This is a genomic window from Marivivens donghaensis (assembly GCF_030410045.1).
Taxonomy (GTDB): Bacteria; Pseudomonadota; Alphaproteobacteria; order Rhodobacterales; family Rhodobacteraceae; genus Marivivens; species Marivivens donghaensis.
This window is the reverse complement of sequence record NZ_JAUFRA010000005.1, coordinates 631,502-647,443: the sequence shown is the minus strand read 5'-3', so window position 1 is coordinate 647,443 and position 15,942 is coordinate 631,502. Positions and strand designations below refer to the sequence as shown.

At 57.1% G+C, this 15,942-nt stretch carries 13 protein-coding genes and 1 tRNA gene; 9 read left to right on the top strand and 5 right to left on the bottom strand.

The genetic code is table 11. The annotated features are described in order from the left end of the window. The first annotated feature begins 32 nt into the window (after nucleotides 1-32). From bcoG to QWY83_RS08790, 6 genes are all read left to right on the top strand, one after another. Nucleotides 33-953, top strand: a complete 921-nt coding sequence (gene bcoG, locus QWY83_RS08815; RefSeq protein WP_249945248.1) for a 3-dehydrocarnitine:acetyl-CoA trimethylamine transferase BcoG — start codon at nucleotides 33-35, stop codon at nucleotides 951-953. Further along, the gene (locus tag QWY83_RS08810) at nucleotides 950-2,392 is read left to right on the top strand and encodes a carnitine 3-dehydrogenase (protein ID WP_249945249.1); all 1,443 of its coding nucleotides are present in this window, start codon (nucleotides 950-952) and stop codon (nucleotides 2,390-2,392) included. Before bcoG ends, QWY83_RS08810 begins: the two co-directional genes overlap by 4 nt. Before the next feature lie 96 nt (nucleotides 2,393-2,488). Next, nucleotides 2,489-4,078 (top strand): ABC transporter substrate-binding protein, encoded by a 1,590-nt coding sequence (locus tag QWY83_RS08805; RefSeq protein ID WP_067551349.1) that lies wholly within the window; start codon nucleotides 2,489-2,491, stop codon nucleotides 4,076-4,078. 10 nt (nucleotides 4,079-4,088) lie between these two features. Beyond that, the gene (locus tag QWY83_RS08800; protein ID WP_105234480.1) at nucleotides 4,089-5,048 is read left to right on the top strand and encodes an ABC transporter permease; all 960 of its coding nucleotides are present in this window, start codon (nucleotides 4,089-4,091) and stop codon (nucleotides 5,046-5,048) included. Continuing rightward, nucleotides 5,045-5,863, top strand: coding sequence for an ABC transporter permease (locus QWY83_RS08795; protein WP_105234481.1), 819 nt, complete (start codon nucleotides 5,045-5,047; stop codon nucleotides 5,861-5,863). The genes QWY83_RS08800 and QWY83_RS08795 overlap by 4 nt, the downstream gene beginning before the upstream one ends. After that, nucleotides 5,856-7,478 carry an ABC transporter ATP-binding protein gene (locus tag QWY83_RS08790; RefSeq protein ID WP_249945250.1) on the top strand — a complete coding sequence of 541 codons (1,623 nt, stop codon included), beginning with the start codon at nucleotides 5,856-5,858 and terminating at the stop codon, nucleotides 7,476-7,478. The genes QWY83_RS08795 and QWY83_RS08790 overlap by 8 nt, the downstream gene beginning before the upstream one ends. Nucleotides 7,479-7,480: 2 nt before the next feature. On the opposite strand, the gene QWY83_RS08785 is transcribed toward QWY83_RS08790, so the two are convergent. Next, nucleotides 7,481-8,365, bottom strand: coding sequence for a LysR substrate-binding domain-containing protein (locus QWY83_RS08785; RefSeq protein ID WP_249945251.1), 885 nt, complete (start codon nucleotides 8,363-8,365; stop codon nucleotides 7,481-7,483). A gap of 112 nt (nucleotides 8,366-8,477) precedes the next feature. Between QWY83_RS08785 and QWY83_RS08780 the strand changes: the two genes are divergently transcribed. Then, entirely contained in the window at nucleotides 8,478-9,626 is a 1,149-nt protein-coding gene (locus QWY83_RS08780) for a TauD/TfdA family dioxygenase (protein WP_249945252.1), read from the top strand. Further along, nucleotides 9,623-10,354, top strand: coding sequence for a class II aldolase/adducin family protein (locus QWY83_RS08775; protein ID WP_249945253.1), 732 nt, complete (start codon nucleotides 9,623-9,625; stop codon nucleotides 10,352-10,354). Before QWY83_RS08780 ends, QWY83_RS08775 begins: the two co-directional genes overlap by 4 nt. Before the next feature lie 15 nt (nucleotides 10,355-10,369). On the opposite strand, the gene QWY83_RS08770 is transcribed toward QWY83_RS08775, so the two are convergent. Continuing rightward, complete coding sequence (locus QWY83_RS08770; RefSeq protein WP_249945254.1) at nucleotides 10,370-11,599, bottom strand: mandelate racemase/muconate lactonizing enzyme family protein; 1,230 nt, start codon at nucleotides 11,597-11,599, stop codon at nucleotides 10,370-10,372. Between the two features lie 27 nt (nucleotides 11,600-11,626). After that, on the bottom strand, nucleotides 11,627-12,709 hold the full coding sequence (locus QWY83_RS08765; RefSeq protein ID WP_249945255.1) for a Zn-dependent alcohol dehydrogenase: 1,083 nt from the start codon (nucleotides 12,707-12,709) through the stop codon (nucleotides 11,627-11,629). Nucleotides 12,710-12,981: 272 nt separating this feature from the next. Here QWY83_RS08765 and QWY83_RS08760 point away from each other — a divergent pair, with 272 nt between their 5' ends. Continuing rightward, the gene (locus QWY83_RS08760; protein WP_353958946.1) at nucleotides 12,982-13,977 is read left to right on the top strand and encodes an NAD(P)-dependent oxidoreductase; all 996 of its coding nucleotides are present in this window, start codon (nucleotides 12,982-12,984) and stop codon (nucleotides 13,975-13,977) included. A 16-nt stretch (nucleotides 13,978-13,993) separates the two neighbouring features. On the opposite strand, the gene QWY83_RS08755 is transcribed toward QWY83_RS08760, so the two are convergent. Both QWY83_RS08755 and recJ read right to left on the bottom strand, forming a co-directional pair. Beyond that, nucleotides 13,994-14,068: transfer RNA gene (locus tag QWY83_RS08755), tRNA-Glu, on the bottom strand. 64 nt (nucleotides 14,069-14,132) lie between these two features. Then, nucleotides 14,133-15,881, bottom strand: a complete 1,749-nt coding sequence (gene recJ / locus QWY83_RS08750) for a single-stranded-DNA-specific exonuclease RecJ (protein WP_249945257.1) — start codon at nucleotides 15,879-15,881, stop codon at nucleotides 14,133-14,135. Nucleotides 15,882-15,942: the final 61 nt, after the last annotated feature.

Below are 15,942 nucleotides of genomic sequence, written 5' to 3'. Positions count from 1 at the left end.
TGACCCGTACCGATGTTTGTCAGGAGTTCTCGATGCCGTTGGCAATGAATAAAGAGGTCTTTATCACCTGTGCTGTTACAGGGTCTGGCGCGACGCAAGACCGGTCGCCGCATGTTCCTCGCAGTCCAGAGCAGATCGCGAATAGCGCGATTGATGCAGCAAAAGCGGGCGCCGCGATTGTTCATTGTCACGTGCGTGATCCTGAAACCGGTAAACCCTCTCGCGACCCCGCGCTCTATCGTGAACTGACCGAACGTGTCCGCGATTCTGAGGTTGATGTGGTGCTGAACCTGACCGCAGGGATGGGGGGCGATATCGTTTTCGGATCGACCGAAGCACCGTTCCCAGTGAATGCTGCCGCGACGGACATGGTCGGCGCGACCGAACGGATGGTTCATATCGAAGAATGCCTTCCAGAGATTTGCACGCTGGACTGCGGCACGATGAACTTTGCTGAAGCTGATTACGTCATGACCAACACGCCGGGGATGCTGCGTGCTATGGGCGGCATGATGACCAAACTCGGCGTGAAGCCTGAAATCGAAGCCTTTGATACGGGGCACCTTTGGTTCGCTAAGCAATTGGTGGAAGAAGGCACCCTCGACGGTCAGGCCCTCGTTCAGCTGTGCATGGGTGTGCCGTGGGGCGCGCCGAATGACATGAACACCTTCCTTGCGATGGTGAACGCTGTGCCCGCTGATTGGAACTGGTCTGCGTTCAGCCTTGGCCGCGATCAGATGCCCTATGTGGCTGCTGCGGTTCTGGCAGGTGGTAACGTGCGGGTCGGGCTCGAAGATAACCTCTGGCTTGGCAAAGGGCAGTTGGCGACCAACGCGCAACTCGTTGAGCGGTCGGTGACGATTATCGAAAACTTGGGCGCTCGTGTGATCGGACCTGAGGAAGTCCGCGCAAAACTCGGCCTCGTGAAACGTGCTCCCAAGGTTATGGCATGATCGCGAAACGTAAAAAGGCCGCCGTCATTGGTGGTGGTGTCATCGGCGGCGGTTGGGCGGCGAGGTTTTTGCTGAATGGATGGGACGTCAATGTCTTTGACCCCGATCCCGAGGCTGAACGTAAGATCGGAGAGGTGATTGCGAACGCACGTCGTGCGCTGCCGGCGCTCTATGATCGGGCGTTGCCCGCCGAGGGAACGCTGACCTTTTGCGACGATATGGGCGACGCTGTATCGGATGTGGACTGGGTGCAAGAAAGTGTTCCGGAGCGCTTGGACTTAAAGCACAAGGTGCTGGGCTCTCTATCGCAAACGGCACCCGAAGGTGCGATCATTGGGTCGTCAACCTCTGGGTTCAAACCGTCCGAACTGAACGAAAAAGGCGCACGCGCTGTCGTCGCGCACCCGTTCAATCCTGTTTACCTTTTGCCGTTGGTCGAACTGGTCGGCGCGCCTGAACGCACCGCCGCCGCCGCTGAAACGCTCAAAAGTATCGGGATGTTCCCGCTCATTGTCCGCAAGGAAATCGACGCGCATATCGCGGATCGTTTGCTCGAAGCGGTTTGGCGCGAGAGCCTTTGGCTGGTCCAAGACGGTGTCGCGACCACCGCGGAAATCGACGAAGCCATCCGCATGGCCTTTGGCATCCGCTGGGCACAAATGGGCCTGTTTGAAACCTACCGCATTGCGGGCGGCGAAGCTGGCATGAAGCACTTCATGGCGCAGTTCGGACCGTGCCTGTCGTGGCCGTGGACGAAACTGATGGATGTGCCTGAGTTTACGGAAGAGCTTGTCGATCTGATCGCGGGTCAATCGGATGCGCAATCCGGCCATATGTCGATCCGTGAATTAGAACGTCTGCGCGATGACAACATCGTCGGCATGGTGCGGGCGCTGAAACGGACGGGTTCGGGCGCGGGTGGAGTGGTCAAAACCCATGAATCCTCTCTGGATTTAACCGAAGAAAAGGATGGGCTCCCCGTTACTGTGCGTCGCCAAGTTCCGACCAGCTGGACGGATTACAACGGCCACATGAACGAAACACATTACCTAGAGGCAGCGTCTCTTGCGACTGATAGGTTGATGGAATTGGTCGGTGCTGATGCTCAATACGTCGCTTCTGGTCTAAGTTACTTTACCGTTGAAAGTCACATTCGATACTTAGACGAGGTCCACGCAGGTGATCAGTTGACGATCACGACGCAGGTTTTAAGCGGTGAAGGCAAGAAGATGCATCTGTTCCATCGCCTATGGCGGTCGGATGGAACACTCTCCGCGACTGTGGAAACCCTTCTTCTTCACACCGATTTAAACGCCCGCCGAACCTGCGAACCAAAACCCGAGGTTGCAAAAAAGCTTGCCGATTTGGCGCAAAGCCATGCAGCATACCAAACGGAGGGTGTTGGGCGATATGTCGGTCAGCCGCGCGCAGCGGGGTAGGTGCCGATTTCAGATTAGGGTCCCGAAAAATCGGGGCCCATTAATACCCCGAAAACGGGGACGAAAAATGGTCTAACCAACAACAGGGAACTAGAAATGACTGACCAGAAAAAGACTTCGACTTATCAGCGTTTCAGCAGCAATGGACTGTCACGCCGTCAATTGTTGGGCCGAGCCAGTGCGCTCGGCTTTGGTGCTTTGATCGGGGGCGCAATGCCGTTCCGTGCGGCACTGGCAAGCGAACCAGTAAAAGGCGGCATCCTGAAGATGGGTCTTGGCGGTGGTGAAAGCACCGACTCCCTCGATCCAGCGCTGTCGCTCGCACAGGTATCGTTCCATGCGATGCGCACCTTTGGTGAAACGCTTCTCGACGTAAACGGCGATGGTTCGCTCGATATGCGTCTGGCGACCGACGTGTTCTCCAGCCCCGATGCGAAAACATGGACCTTCAAAATCCGTCAGGGCGTAAAGTTCCATGACGGCTCTGAGATGACCGCGAACGACGTCATGGAAACCATGCTGCGTCACTCGGATGAGAACGCGCAGTCCGGTGCTCTGGGCATCATGAAGGGCATCGCGAACATGAGCGTCGATGGTGACAACTTCATCGTCGAACTGACCGATGCAAACGCTGACCTTCCGTTCCTGATGTCGGACTATCACCTCGTGATCCAGCCGAACGGTGGCCGTGACAATCCAGGCGCAGGTATCGGCACTGGTCCGTATCGCGTGGTCGAGGTGGAGCCGGGCGTGCGCTACACCTTTGAAAAATTCGCGGATTACTGGGATAGCAGCCGCGGTCACTTTGACGGTGTTGAATTCGCTGTGATCAACGACGCAACCGCCCGTAACGCGGCCCTGCAGTCTGGTCAGGTTCACATCGTGAACGGCGTGGCACCGAAAGTTGCGGCTCTGTTGAACCGCGCACCGGGTATCTCGGTTAAGAACGTGTCGGGCCGTGGTCACTACGTGTTCATCATGCACTGTGACACCGCACCGTTCGATAACCCAGATCTGCGGATGGCGCTGAAATATGCGATCAACCGTGGTGAAATGGTTGAGAAGATCCTTCAGGGCTACGGCTCGATCGGTAACGATATTCCGATCAACGCAGCATACCCGCTGTTCGACGACACCCGTCCGCAGCGCGAATACAACCCTGAACTGGCGCGTGAATACTACGAAAAATCGGGTCACGATGGCAGCCCGATCGTCCTGCGCGTTGCTGAAGGTGCCTTCCCGGGCGCAGTTGACGCAGCGCAACTGTTCCAAGAAAGCGCACGTGCCTGTGGTATCCCGCTGGAAATCAGCCGCGAGCCGAACGATGGCTACTGGTCTGAAGTTTGGAACGTTCAGCCGTTCTGCGCATCCTACTGGGGTGGCCGTCCTGTTCAGGACCAGATGTATTCGACCGCTTACCTGTCGACCGCAGACTGGAACGACACCCGCTTTAAGAGCGAAGCATTTGACGCGAAACTCTTTGAAGCCAAAGGTGAACTTGACGAAGGTCGTCGCAAGCAGCTCTACCGCGAAATGGCAGACATCCTTGCAGACGAAGGCGGCCTGATCTGTCCGATGTTCAACGACTTTGTCGAAGGCGTCAGCGATCAAGTTCAGGGCTGGGAAGAAAACGGCGTCTGGGAAGTCATGAACGGTTTGGCTCCGGCCAAGTGCTGGCTGGCCTGAGGCCGGCGGTATGAACGCACTTGTATTAAAACTCTTGGTCCAGCGAATTTCGCTGGGCCTCGTTCTCATCTTTTTCGTTTCGATTATGATTTTTCTCGGCACGCAAATTCTGCCGGGTGATGTCGCCCAAGCGATCCTTGGTCAATCTGCAACGCCTGAATCCCTCGCCAACCTGCGCGAAGAGTTGGGCCTGAACATTCCTGCCTATCAACGGTATATGTCGTGGCTGGGCGGTGTTTTGCAGGGTGATCTGGGAACGTCACTTACCAATGGCCGTGATATCGGTCAGTCGATTGCGGATCGCATGGGAAATACGCTTTTCCTTGCGGCATGGGCCGCGATTATTTCGGTGCCATTGGCGATCACTTTGGGTCTTATTTCTGTTCTTTATCGGGGCCGTTGGCCTGACAAATTGATCTCTGCGGTGACACTCTCGGCGATTTCGGTGCCAGAGTTCATGATGAGCTACATCCTGATGTATTACGTCGCTGTGCAACTCGGCTGGGCGCCGTCTGTTGCGATGCTCAATGATCGGATGAGCATGCTCGATAAATTGCATGCGATTTCACTGCCGATTGCCGTCCTTGTAATGGTGGTTCTGGCGCACATGATGCGGATGACGCGGGCAGCGCTGTTGAACGTGATGCAGTCGGCCTACATCGAAACGGCAGAGCTCAAAGGCATCCGTCGGTCGTCGGTAATCTGGCGCCATGCCTTCCCGAACTCCATCGCGCCGATTGTGAACGTCGTGATGCTCAACATGGCATACCTCGTCGTGGGTGTAGTCGTGGTCGAGGTGGTCTTTGTCTACCCCGGTATGGGCCAGTATCTGGTCGATCACGTGGCCAAACGTGACGTGCCCGTTGTGCAAGCCTGCGGTCTGATCTTTGCGGCGGTCTACATCTTCCTGAACATGTTTGCTGACATCGTTTCGATCCTCGCGAACCCAAGATTGAGGCACCCGAAATGAGACGTGTTCCCATTCCGGCCCTGATCGGGCTGTTCATCACAGGTCTTTTCATCCTCTCCGCCATCGCGGCCCCCATCATCGCGCCTTATGGGCTAAGCGAGATCGTAGGCGATGTTTGGGAACCTGCGTCATCCGAGTTTTGGCTTGGCACTGACAATATCGGACGTGATCTGTTGTCGCGCCTCATTTGGGGCGGCCGCACGACGATCCTTGTTGCGATTGCTGCGACTGTCGTGAGCTTTGTCACTGGGTCTGTCCTAGGTCTGTTTGCTGCCGTTGTGGGTGGTTGGATTGATCAACTTCTGTCGCGCTTTGTCGATCTGATCATGGCGATCCCGACCCTGATTTTTGCGCTGGTGGTCCTGTCGGTTATGCCCGTGACCATCCCCGTGCTGATCCTTGTTATGGGGCTTTTGGATTCGACGCGGGTGTTCCGTTTGTCCCGCGCTGTTGCCAGCGACATTGCAGTCATGGACTTTGTAGAAGCGGCCCAGCTCCGCGGTGAAGGCCGCGCATGGATCATTTTCCGTGAAATCCTGCCTAACGCGCTGTCACCGTTGGTAGCCGAAGCGGGGATGCGCTTTATCTTCATGGTGCTCTTTGTGTCGACGCTGTCGTTCCTTGGCCTTGGCGTGCAGCCACCAAATGCAGACTGGGGCGGTATCGTGAAAGAGAACAAAGACGGGATTGTTTACGGTATCCCTGCAGCGTTGTTGCCCGCGATTGCAATCGCTGCGCTGTCGATCAGCGTCAACCTCGTGGCGGATTGGGTGCTCGACCGCACATCATCGTTGAAAGGGGGCCGCAATGGATAAGCCACTTCTCCAGATCGACAACCTAACGATCGAAGCCACCGCTTATCCGCCGGGTGAAGCGCCGCGTCGGATCACGATCGTCGATGGTGTGTCCCTCACGCTCGAAAAGGGCAAAGTGCTGGGCCTGATCGGTGAATCGGGGGCAGGTAAATCGACCATTGGCCTCTCTGCGATGGCCTATGGTCGCGGCGGGATCGAGCTTTCGGGTGGGAAGATCCACCTGAATAACCGTGAAATCCGCAAGGCCCGTGGCCGTGTGTTGCGGTCGCTGCGTGGTGCCGAAGTCACCTATGTCGCGCAATCGGCAGCGGCGGCCTTTAACCCCGCAAAACGGTTGATGGAGCAAGTGACAGAGGCCGCCGTCACGCATGGCCGCGCAACGAAGGCAGAGGCCGAAAAACGCGCTGTCGATCTATTCCGTAAACTGGGTCTGCCCGAACCCGAAAACTTTGGGAACCGTTATCCGCACCAAGTTTCGGGCGGCCAGTTGCAGCGGGCGATGACGGCAATGGCGCTCTGTCCTCAGCCCGATTTGGTGATTTTTGACGAACCGACGACGGCGCTCGACGTGACGACCCAGCTTGGTGTTTTGGCAGCGATCAAGGCGGCCATTCGAGATCAGGGGGTGGCCGCGCTTTATATCACCCACGACCTCGCTGTTGTTGCGCAGATCGCCGATAACATCATGGTTCTGCGTCACGGTAAGACGGTCGAATATGGCACAGCCGAACAGATCATCACGGCACCCAAAGAAGAGTACACTCAGGCGCTGGTGTCCGTGGTTGCCAAGGATCATGAGGAAAAGAACACGGACCTTCCGCCGATCCTCGAAGTCAAAGGACTGCGTGCCAATTATCGCGGAATGACGCGCGATGTGTTGTCGAACATCAACGTGGCAATCCAGCCGGGGACGACCCTTGCTGTCGTGGGGGAGTCTGGCTCGGGCAAATCGACCTTGGCACGGGTGATCACGGGGCTCTTGCCATTGAGCGCGGGGCAAATGGTGTTTGATGGTCGGCAGTTGACGCCCGACCAAAAATCCCGCTCGCGGGACGACTTGCGTGAATTGCAGATGATCTACCAGATGGCTGATGTCGCGATGAACCCGCGTCAGACTGTTGGAACGATCATCGGGCGACCCTTGCAGTTCTATTTCGGCATGAAGGGCAAAGAGTTACGCAATCGCGTGGTTGAACTGCTCGGTGAAATTGAACTGGGTGAAAAGTTTATTGATCGGTATCCAGCGGAATTGTCGGGCGGTCAAAAGCAGCGAGTGTGTATCGCGCGAGCGCTTGCCGCAAAGCCCAAGCTGATCATTTGTGACGAGGTGACGAGCGCGCTCGACCCCTTGGTCGCTGAAGGCATCCTGAAGCTGCTCGCAGATCTGCAAGAGCGTGAACAGGTGTCTTACATGTTCATCACTCATGACATTGCGACTGTTCGGGCGATTGCGGACACGATTGCGGTGATGCACCTCGGAAAACTTGTCCGATATGGCAAAAAGTCCGAAGTCCTCGCCCCGCCGTTCGATGACTACACCGATATGCTGCTGAAATCTGTGCCCGAACTACGCATGGGCTGGATGGAAGAGGTGATGGGGACGGCTGCGGAATAACCCTATGCGGCCACTTCGCGCAGCCAACGGGTGAACAGTAGCGCATCTTTCGACGGATCAACGCCCGTTGAGATGTAATAGGCCGTGCCTAGGTCGTGCGCGCCGTTCGGCCATTCAGTCAGGGTGCCCTCGAGGACGGCGCGTTCGGTGATCGACCGCCAGCCGAGCATCAGCCCGCGTCCGTCGATTACGGCCTGCATGGCTTGCACATAGTTGTTGAAACTCTGACCGCTGCTGCGCGGGCGGGCGATCCCTTTGGCGGCAAGGTAATCCTCCCATCCCGCCCAGTGTTGGTTGTGCGGATTGCGCACATGGATCAGGGGCGCGGTGTCTAGGTTAAGCCCGTCAGTCATCAACCGCGCGACCAGTTCAGGTGAACCAACAGGGCACACGATTTCGTCGAACAGCTTTCCATTGATGCCCTCACGCCAGCCACCCGTGCCGTAACGCAGCGCGATGTCCACGCCGGGCGAAAGGACGGGGAGGTCGGAGGCGGGTGCCTGAACGTTAACCGTGATTTCGGGATGGCGATCATAGAAGCCCGATAAGCGGGGCATTAACCAATATGTGGCCACGCCGAGCGTGCAGGCCACGGTGATCTGACGGTCTGCATCTGCCTGCATCGCCCGAATGTCTTCTAACGTTGCAGAGATGCGCCCAAGGCCTTCACGAACAGCACGGGCGAGGAGTTCGCCTTCTTCGGTCATGCGTGAGGGCCTGACGGATCGGTCGATTAACCTAACCCCTATGTAATCTTCGAGCGCCTTGATCGCTTGACTAACCGCGGGCTGTGTCACGTTCAGCCGTGCTGCCGCATCACGCATAGAACCATGGCGCGATAGGGCTTCGAAGGTGACAAGGAGGCGGAGAGGGGGGAAGTGATTCATTGCGGTCTTAGTATAACTATAAGGTTAAGTAATGATTATACTTACTGAGCTATCGCGCAAGTCATTCCCGTGAGACGTTTATCCTCAGCGAACATCCTTTTGGGGCCATACAATGAACGAACTAAGCTCAACCATGACCGCGCCACATGTGACCGAAATCGGTGACAAAGGTCTGCACATCACCCTGTCCGACGGCGGGTCGCATTATTTTAACTACTACTGGCTGCGCGATAACTGCCCATCATCGTTTAGCTCGGTCACCCGTGAGCGGAGCTTTGACATTTTCCATCTCGATACCGCGCCGCGCCCGAACTCGGCGGCTGTGGAAGGGGATGCATTGGTGATCGACTGGGCAGGTGAGAATCATGTGACCCGCATGCCTCTCGACTGGTTGGAAGCGTATAAAGTCGCCAAGCCGCGTCACGATCCCGCCGATTTGCCGCGGGTTGCGTGGTATAGCGATCATTATCCGACCGTCCCGCGTTTTTCCCAGCCAGAGTTGGTTGCTGACAAGACGAAGCGCGCTGCGTGGATCGAGGCGATGCTGGTCCACGGTTTCACCATCGTAACCGATATGCCTGACAGCAACGAGGGGCTCACTCAAACGGCAGAGCTGATGGGCTATGTGCGGCCTACGTTCTTTGGCGACTATTTTGACGTGAAGACCCATATCAACCCGACGAATACGGCCTATACCTCGGCGGCGCTCGAACTGCATACGGACACCCCCGCCGAAGAATTCGCGCCGGGTATCCAGTTCCTTCATTGTCGGGTGAACACCGTGGACGGGGGGCAGAGCCTCTATTCGGATGGTGTGGCCGTGGCGAATGATTTCCGCAAACGCGATCCCGAAGGGTTCAAGCTCCTGTCCGAAGTGTCGATCCCGTTCTTCTGTGAACACGACACTTATGACTCGCGGTCGCGTCAGACGGTGATCGAATTGGACCAACATGGCGAGGTCTCTGGCCTCACGATCAGCCAGCACATGGCGGATATTTTCGATCTCGATCAGGCGCTTCTCGACGACTACTACCCTGCGTTTTGCCGCTTTGGGAGAATGCTGCAGGAAGACAAATATATGATGCGGTTCCTGATGAAGGGCGGCGAATGTATGGTCTTTGATAACCACCGTATTGTGCATGGTCGTGCGGCCTATTCCGCGACGAGCGGGGACCGATACTTGCGCGGATGCTATGTGGATCGCGGTGAAATGCGGTCGACCTATCGTGCGCTGGTCAGCGAAGGAAGGTTCAAGGCATGAACGCACCGACTGTGACGCTAGACGCCACGGCCACCCTGCGCCGTGATTTGGCAGATGCGTTTCGCATCTGCCATATGCTGGGATGGAGCGAGAGCGTCGGGAACCATTTCAGTGCTGCGGTTTCTGCCGATGGGCAAGAGTTCCTGTTGAACGCTAAATGGCAGCATTTTGCGACGATCAAGCCCGATGACCTCTTGTTGCTCGACAGTCGGGATGAAGGGATAATGGAACGCCCCAATGCCCCCGATGCGTCGGCGTGGTGCGTTCATGGCACCTTGCATCGCCGTTTGCCCAACGCCCGCGTGATCCTGCATGCCCATTCGCCCTACGCCACGGCCTTGGCCTGTTTGAAGGACCCTACGGTTGTTCCAATCGACAACAACACGGCGCGGTTCTACGGGCGCACCGCTTATGATTTGTCCTTCGGCGGTATTGCGGACGCAGAAGAAGAGGGGGAGCGGTTGTCAGAGTCCATCGGCGACAAATCGGTCCTCGTCATGGGGAACCACGGTGTGACCATCGTCGGTGAAACGGTGGCTGACGCGTTTGAGGACCTGTATTTCTTTGAAAAGGCCGCGCAGACGATCATCCTCGCTCGGTCCAGCGGCCAGCCATTGGCTGTCTTGTCGGACGCGGTGGCGCAGAATACCGCGGATGGATGGAAGCCGTATCGCGGCATGGCGCAGAAGCACTTTGACTATCTGCGCAGCACCTTGCCGCCTTTATAAAAGGTTGGGGGCGCCTCAGGTTTTTGATGGCGCCCCACCTTCGAACACGTTCTCTTCGTGATAGCTGATTGGCGCTTCCTGCATTTGCAGGTGCAAACCATCACCGTCGTAGGCATTGGCCCGCGCCAAATCTTCATCCACGTCGATACCCAAGCCCGCGCCGTCCGGAACGGTCACAAAGCCATTCTCGACCGAGAGCGTGTTCTTAATCAGCGCCGCATGGAACGGCGTCTCAATCGTCTCTGCCATAAGAATATTCGGGATCGTCGCGGCGAGCTGAATATTCGCGGCCCACTCAATTGGCCCCGCATAGAGGTGTGGCGCGACTTGGGCATTCCACGCCTCGGCCAGCACAGCGATTTTGCGCGTTTCCCAAATCCCACCAGATCGCCCAAGGGCAGGCTGCAGGATTTGAACGCCCGCGCGCAGTGCCTCCGCAAATTCACGGGTTGTCGTGAGGCGTTCGCCTGTCGCCACGGGGATGTTCACGGCTTCCGCCACCTTTTGCATTTCGCGCAGGGTGTCGGGCGGAATTGGTTCTTCGTACCAGAGCGGCGAATAGGCTTCGATTGCGGCCCCCATGCGGATCGCACCCCCCGTCGAAAACTGGCCGTGCGTGCCGAACAAAAGGTCAGCGCGGTCGCCAACGGCCTCTCGGATCGCGGCGCAAAACTCAATGGATCGACTGATGTCCCGCATCGCAGGCATGTGCCCCGACCGAATGGTGTAGGGGCCTGCCGGATCGAATTTGACGGCAGTGTAGCCTTTGTTCACCATATCCAGCGCACTTTCAGCGGCCATCGCGGCATCAACCCAAAAGTCAGGCAGGGTATGAGTGTCGCGGGTCGGGTAAAGGTAAGTGTAGGCGCGAATACGGTCGTTGAGTTTGCCGCCGATCAGGGCATGAACAGGGCGATCGCGATCTTTGCCGAGGATATCCCAGCACGCAATTTCCAACCCAGACCACGCGCCCATGACCGTCAAATCAGGGCGCTGCGTGAATCCAGACGAATAAATGCGGCGGAACATCAGTTCGATATTTTCAGGATTTTCGCCCGCCATATGTCGTTCGAACACATCGCGGATGACGTGACGCATGGCCTCTGGTCCCACGGTGGAGGCATAACATTCGCCCCATCCCACGATGCCAGTATCAGTCGTGACCTTAAGCAAAATCCAATAACGCCCTCCCCAACCTGGCGCGGTTGGAGAGGTGACAATGATATCCAAATCGGCCAGTTTCATATCAGGCCCTCCAGTTTATGGCTGGGATTAAAAGACGATGACGTTCCGTTTTGCGGCGCCCGTTTTCGTGGACTCGATCGCTTCGTTGATTTGATCCAAGCTGTATTTCTCAGAGATCAATTCATCGAGCTTTAGACGTCCTTGGCCATAGAGGTCGATCATCCATGGAATGTCGCGCTTGATCACGGCATCACCCATTTTCGATCCGATCAACGACTGACCCGCAGCGGCAAAGTTGCCCGGCTCATATTGGCTCATGGCACCTGATGGCGGCATGCCGACCATCACGACCTTGCCGCCTTTTGCGATATAGCGGGGCGCATCGTTGTATGCGCCCGCAGCACCCACGGTTACAAAGACCGCATCCGCGCCACGGCCCAATGCCTCTTTCGCGGCGCGCCACGGGTTGTCTTGGGTGCCTAGAACGGTATCGGTGGCGCCGAAATCCTTCGCGATTTCGAGTTTTTCGTCGGACATATCGACAGCAACGATCCGTCGCGCACCTGCGATCCGTGCGCCTTGGATTGCGTTCAGGCCCACGCCGCCAGCGCCGATCACGACGACATCTTGGCCCGCGCGAAGTTGCGCCGCGTTCACAACGGCACCGACGCCTGTAATTACGCCGCAAGCGAGCAGAGAGGCGGCCGCGAGGTCCATGTTTTCAGGGATACGAACGACCTGACTGTGGTCCACAACGACCTTTTCAGCAAAGCCGCCCGTCGCCATCGCCTGATGCAACTTGCCTCCATCCACCGTTTTCAGTGGCCCATGATCGCCGTCATAAGACGTGTCGCAAATCGTTGGCTTGCCCGAAGAGCAGGGCGCACAAGTCCCGCATGACCGGATCAGCGTAACGACAACTGGGTCGCCGACCTTGACCCCGTGGACACCGTCGCCAACCGCGGTGATGTGGCCAGCGGCCTCGTGCCCATATACAGCGGGGAGCGATCCACCCCAAGCGCCTGACGCGTATGTGATATCGGAATGGCAAATCGCACAGGCAGCAAGTGTCACCTCAACTTCGCCACTGATTGGGGCGCGGAGTTCTACTTTTTCGACGACCAGTGGTTTCCCAAACTCGTGACAAACGGCGGCTTTAATTTGTGGCATTTATTCGGCTCTCCTCATTCCTCCGACGCAGGGTTGCGCGGATTGTTTGAGTCGAACAAGGAAAAACTTGATCAAATTTTGATGTTGGTTCGAATTAGAATGAGGTCACGCCAAAAGAGCTGTGATCTCACGCAGAAAAAGGGTGTGAACTACCTGATTTTGCTGATGGTATATCGAAAGTTCGACGCGCATTCCAAAGGTAGATATCCCTTCGAAATAAACTGACAGATCAAAATAACTGTGAAACGCTGACGCCAAGGATCCACCCTGCCATGCCAGAGGTGAAAACACCAAAATATGAGGGTGACGCAATGAAAGTCGGTTTTATCGGTTTAGGAAATGTTGGTGGAAAACTAGCGGGGAGTTTGATCCGCAACGGGTTTGATACCGTCGTTCATGACCTAAATAGCGATCTGAAAGAGGCGTATGAGCAGCGTGGCGCCTCTTGGGCCGATAGTCCTAGAGAGATGGCCGAAATCTGCGACGTGGTGATCACTTGTTTGCCGTCGCCTAAAGCCTGTTCCGTCGTGATGGAGGCCGACAATGGCGTGATTGCGGGTCTGTCTGCGGGCAAGGTTTGGATGGAAATGTCCACGACCGATGCGGATGAACTCAAACGGATTGCCCAGATCGTGCAGTCAAAGGACGCCTACGCGGTCGAATGTCCTGTGTCGGGCGGATGCCATCGCGCGGATACAGGCAATATCTCGATCTTTGTGGGTGGGGATCGAGCCGCCTTTGACAAGGTTCTTCCGCTCACTACGACATTGGGCCGTCGGGTGCTGCACACGGGCGAATTGGGGTCTGCGTCGTTGTTGAAAGTGATGACGAACTACCTCGCCACGGCGAACCTTTTGACCTGCTGTGAGGCGTTGATCACAATGAAGGCCGCGGGGCTCGATATGGCGACGACCTATGAGGCGATTAAGATTTCGTCGGGCACCAGCTTTGTCCATGAAACGGAAAGCCAGCTGATTTTGTCAGGGTCGCGGGATGTGAACTTCACTATGGACCTCGTCCAAAAGGACATCGGCTTGTTCCAGAAAATAGCGGACGACCACGGTGTGCCGCTCGAAATTTCACCACTGATGATCGACATTATGAGCGACGGTCAGCGGCGGTTTGGCGATCGCGCCCAATCGGATCGGATCATTGAACGTCTAGAAGAGGCCACAGGGCTGAGCGTTCTGGCGGATGGGTTCCCACGCGAACTGATCGACGACGAACCCGAAGAAGCAGGCTACGAGGTTTTCCCTAAGGGGCGATAACAATGCTGGGGAAAAGTGGCAGCCCGTAGGGGAATCGAACCCCTCTTTCCAGGTTGAAAACCTGGCGTCCTAACCGATAGACGAACGGGCCACTCTGTGCGTGAGGCGGCTTTTACGTATTGTGTGAACCGCCCGCAAGAGGCTTTTGTAAAAAATTATTTCCCAGCGGGTGCCGCATCTTCGAGACGGAGCTGAACGCTCTGTCTGCCTTGCCAAATATTGATTTCTAACCGCCCAGCAAGGTGGAACCGCGCGCCGTTGTGGGCCTCAATCATTGGTCCGATCGGACCATCAAATGCGCCAAAGGCAATCGCATCGATTCGTGCGCCAAGCCCGTCGCCGAATGTGGCCTTTAGGTGATTTGCGCCGACTCGTTTCGCGAAATGGATTTGAACGTCTGGGAAAACGAACCGAGGGGCAGAGGCCGATGCGCCGAACGGTCCAGCCTTTTCGATCTGTTCAACCAATTCAACCGTGGCAGCACCGGGCATGAGGATGCCATCGAGCCGTAGGTCAGCGGGTCCCAAGCGATCAGCACCTTGGCGCGCCATAAGTTCAGCCAGCCGTTCCATCGCAGCATCGAGTTTATCCCGATGCACCGTCAGGCCCGCCGCCATTTTGTGGCCACCGCCCTTGATCAGCAGCCCTTCCATGGCGAGCTTCTGGATCGACGCACCGAGGTCGATACCCGTCACCGAACGGCCAGAACCTTTGCCAATGTCGCCGTCAAAACCAATCACGATGGACGGGCGATTGGTGGTTTCCTTGAGGCGGCTTGCGACGATGCCGACGACGCCCGGATGCCAGCCTTCGCCCGCGGCCCAAACCAGAGGGCTATCAAACCCACGCTCTTCGGCCTGCAAAAGTGCCAGATCACGCACTTCGTTTTCGATTTCGCGGCGTTCGCGGTTCAGTTGGTCTAGTTGTTTGGCAAGGCTTTCCGCCGCACGTGGGTCATCTGTCGCCAAAAGGCGCGCGCCCAAATCAGCAGCACCAATGCGACCGCCCGCGTTGACGCGAGGGCCGAGGAGAAAACCGAGGTGATAGGACGTCGGCGCGCTGTCCATACGAGCGACATCCGCCAATGCTGTTAGGCCGATGCGATCGCGTTGCGCCATAACGGCAAGGCCTTGACGCACGAACGCACGGTTCACGCCGATCAGCGGGGCCACGTCCGCAACCGTCGCCAATGCGACGAGGTCTAGGAATGACATCAGGTTTGGCCCAGTCACGCCCTTTGTCCGCAGGCGGCGGTTTACATCGACGAGCATCATAAACACGACGCCCGCAGCACAGAGATGCGCCAGCTCGCCCGTTTCATCCTGGCGGTTGGGGTTCACGACGGCGACACAGTCGGGCAGGGTTTCCGCGCCCAAGTGGTGGTCGAGCACCATCACATCCGCGCCCTTTGCGGCGGCAATGGGACCATGCGAGAGGGTTCCGCAGTCAACGCAAATGATCAGGTCGTGATCCTTGGCGAGCGCTTCCATCGCGGGCTCATTAGGGCCATAGCCCTCATCAATGCGGTCGGGAATATAGAGCGTCGCTCGGTGTCCCATTGCCCTCAGCCACGTCAGAAGAAGCGCGGCAGAGGTGCCGCCATCCACGTCGTAATCAGCAAAAACGGCAATCTTTTCGCAGCGGTCGAGCGCAGCGATAAAGCGTTCGGACGCCTTTTCCATGTCGAGCAAGGTCAGCGGATCGGGGAGAAGATCCCGCAATGTTGGCGCCAGAAAACTGTCAGCTTCATGCGGTTCAACGCCACGGCGCGCCAATGTCCGACAGACGGGCGCGGGCAGGCCCGTCGCCTGTTCCATCGCTTCGGCGAGGCGGTCTTCTTCGATGCTCGGGCCAATCCAGCGGCGACCCGTTGCGGACTGTTCGACGTTGAGAAATGCTTTCATGCCTCGCTTATCGCCCAGAGAGCAAAGCGGCGCAATGATATGAAAAGGGCCAGAGCGATGC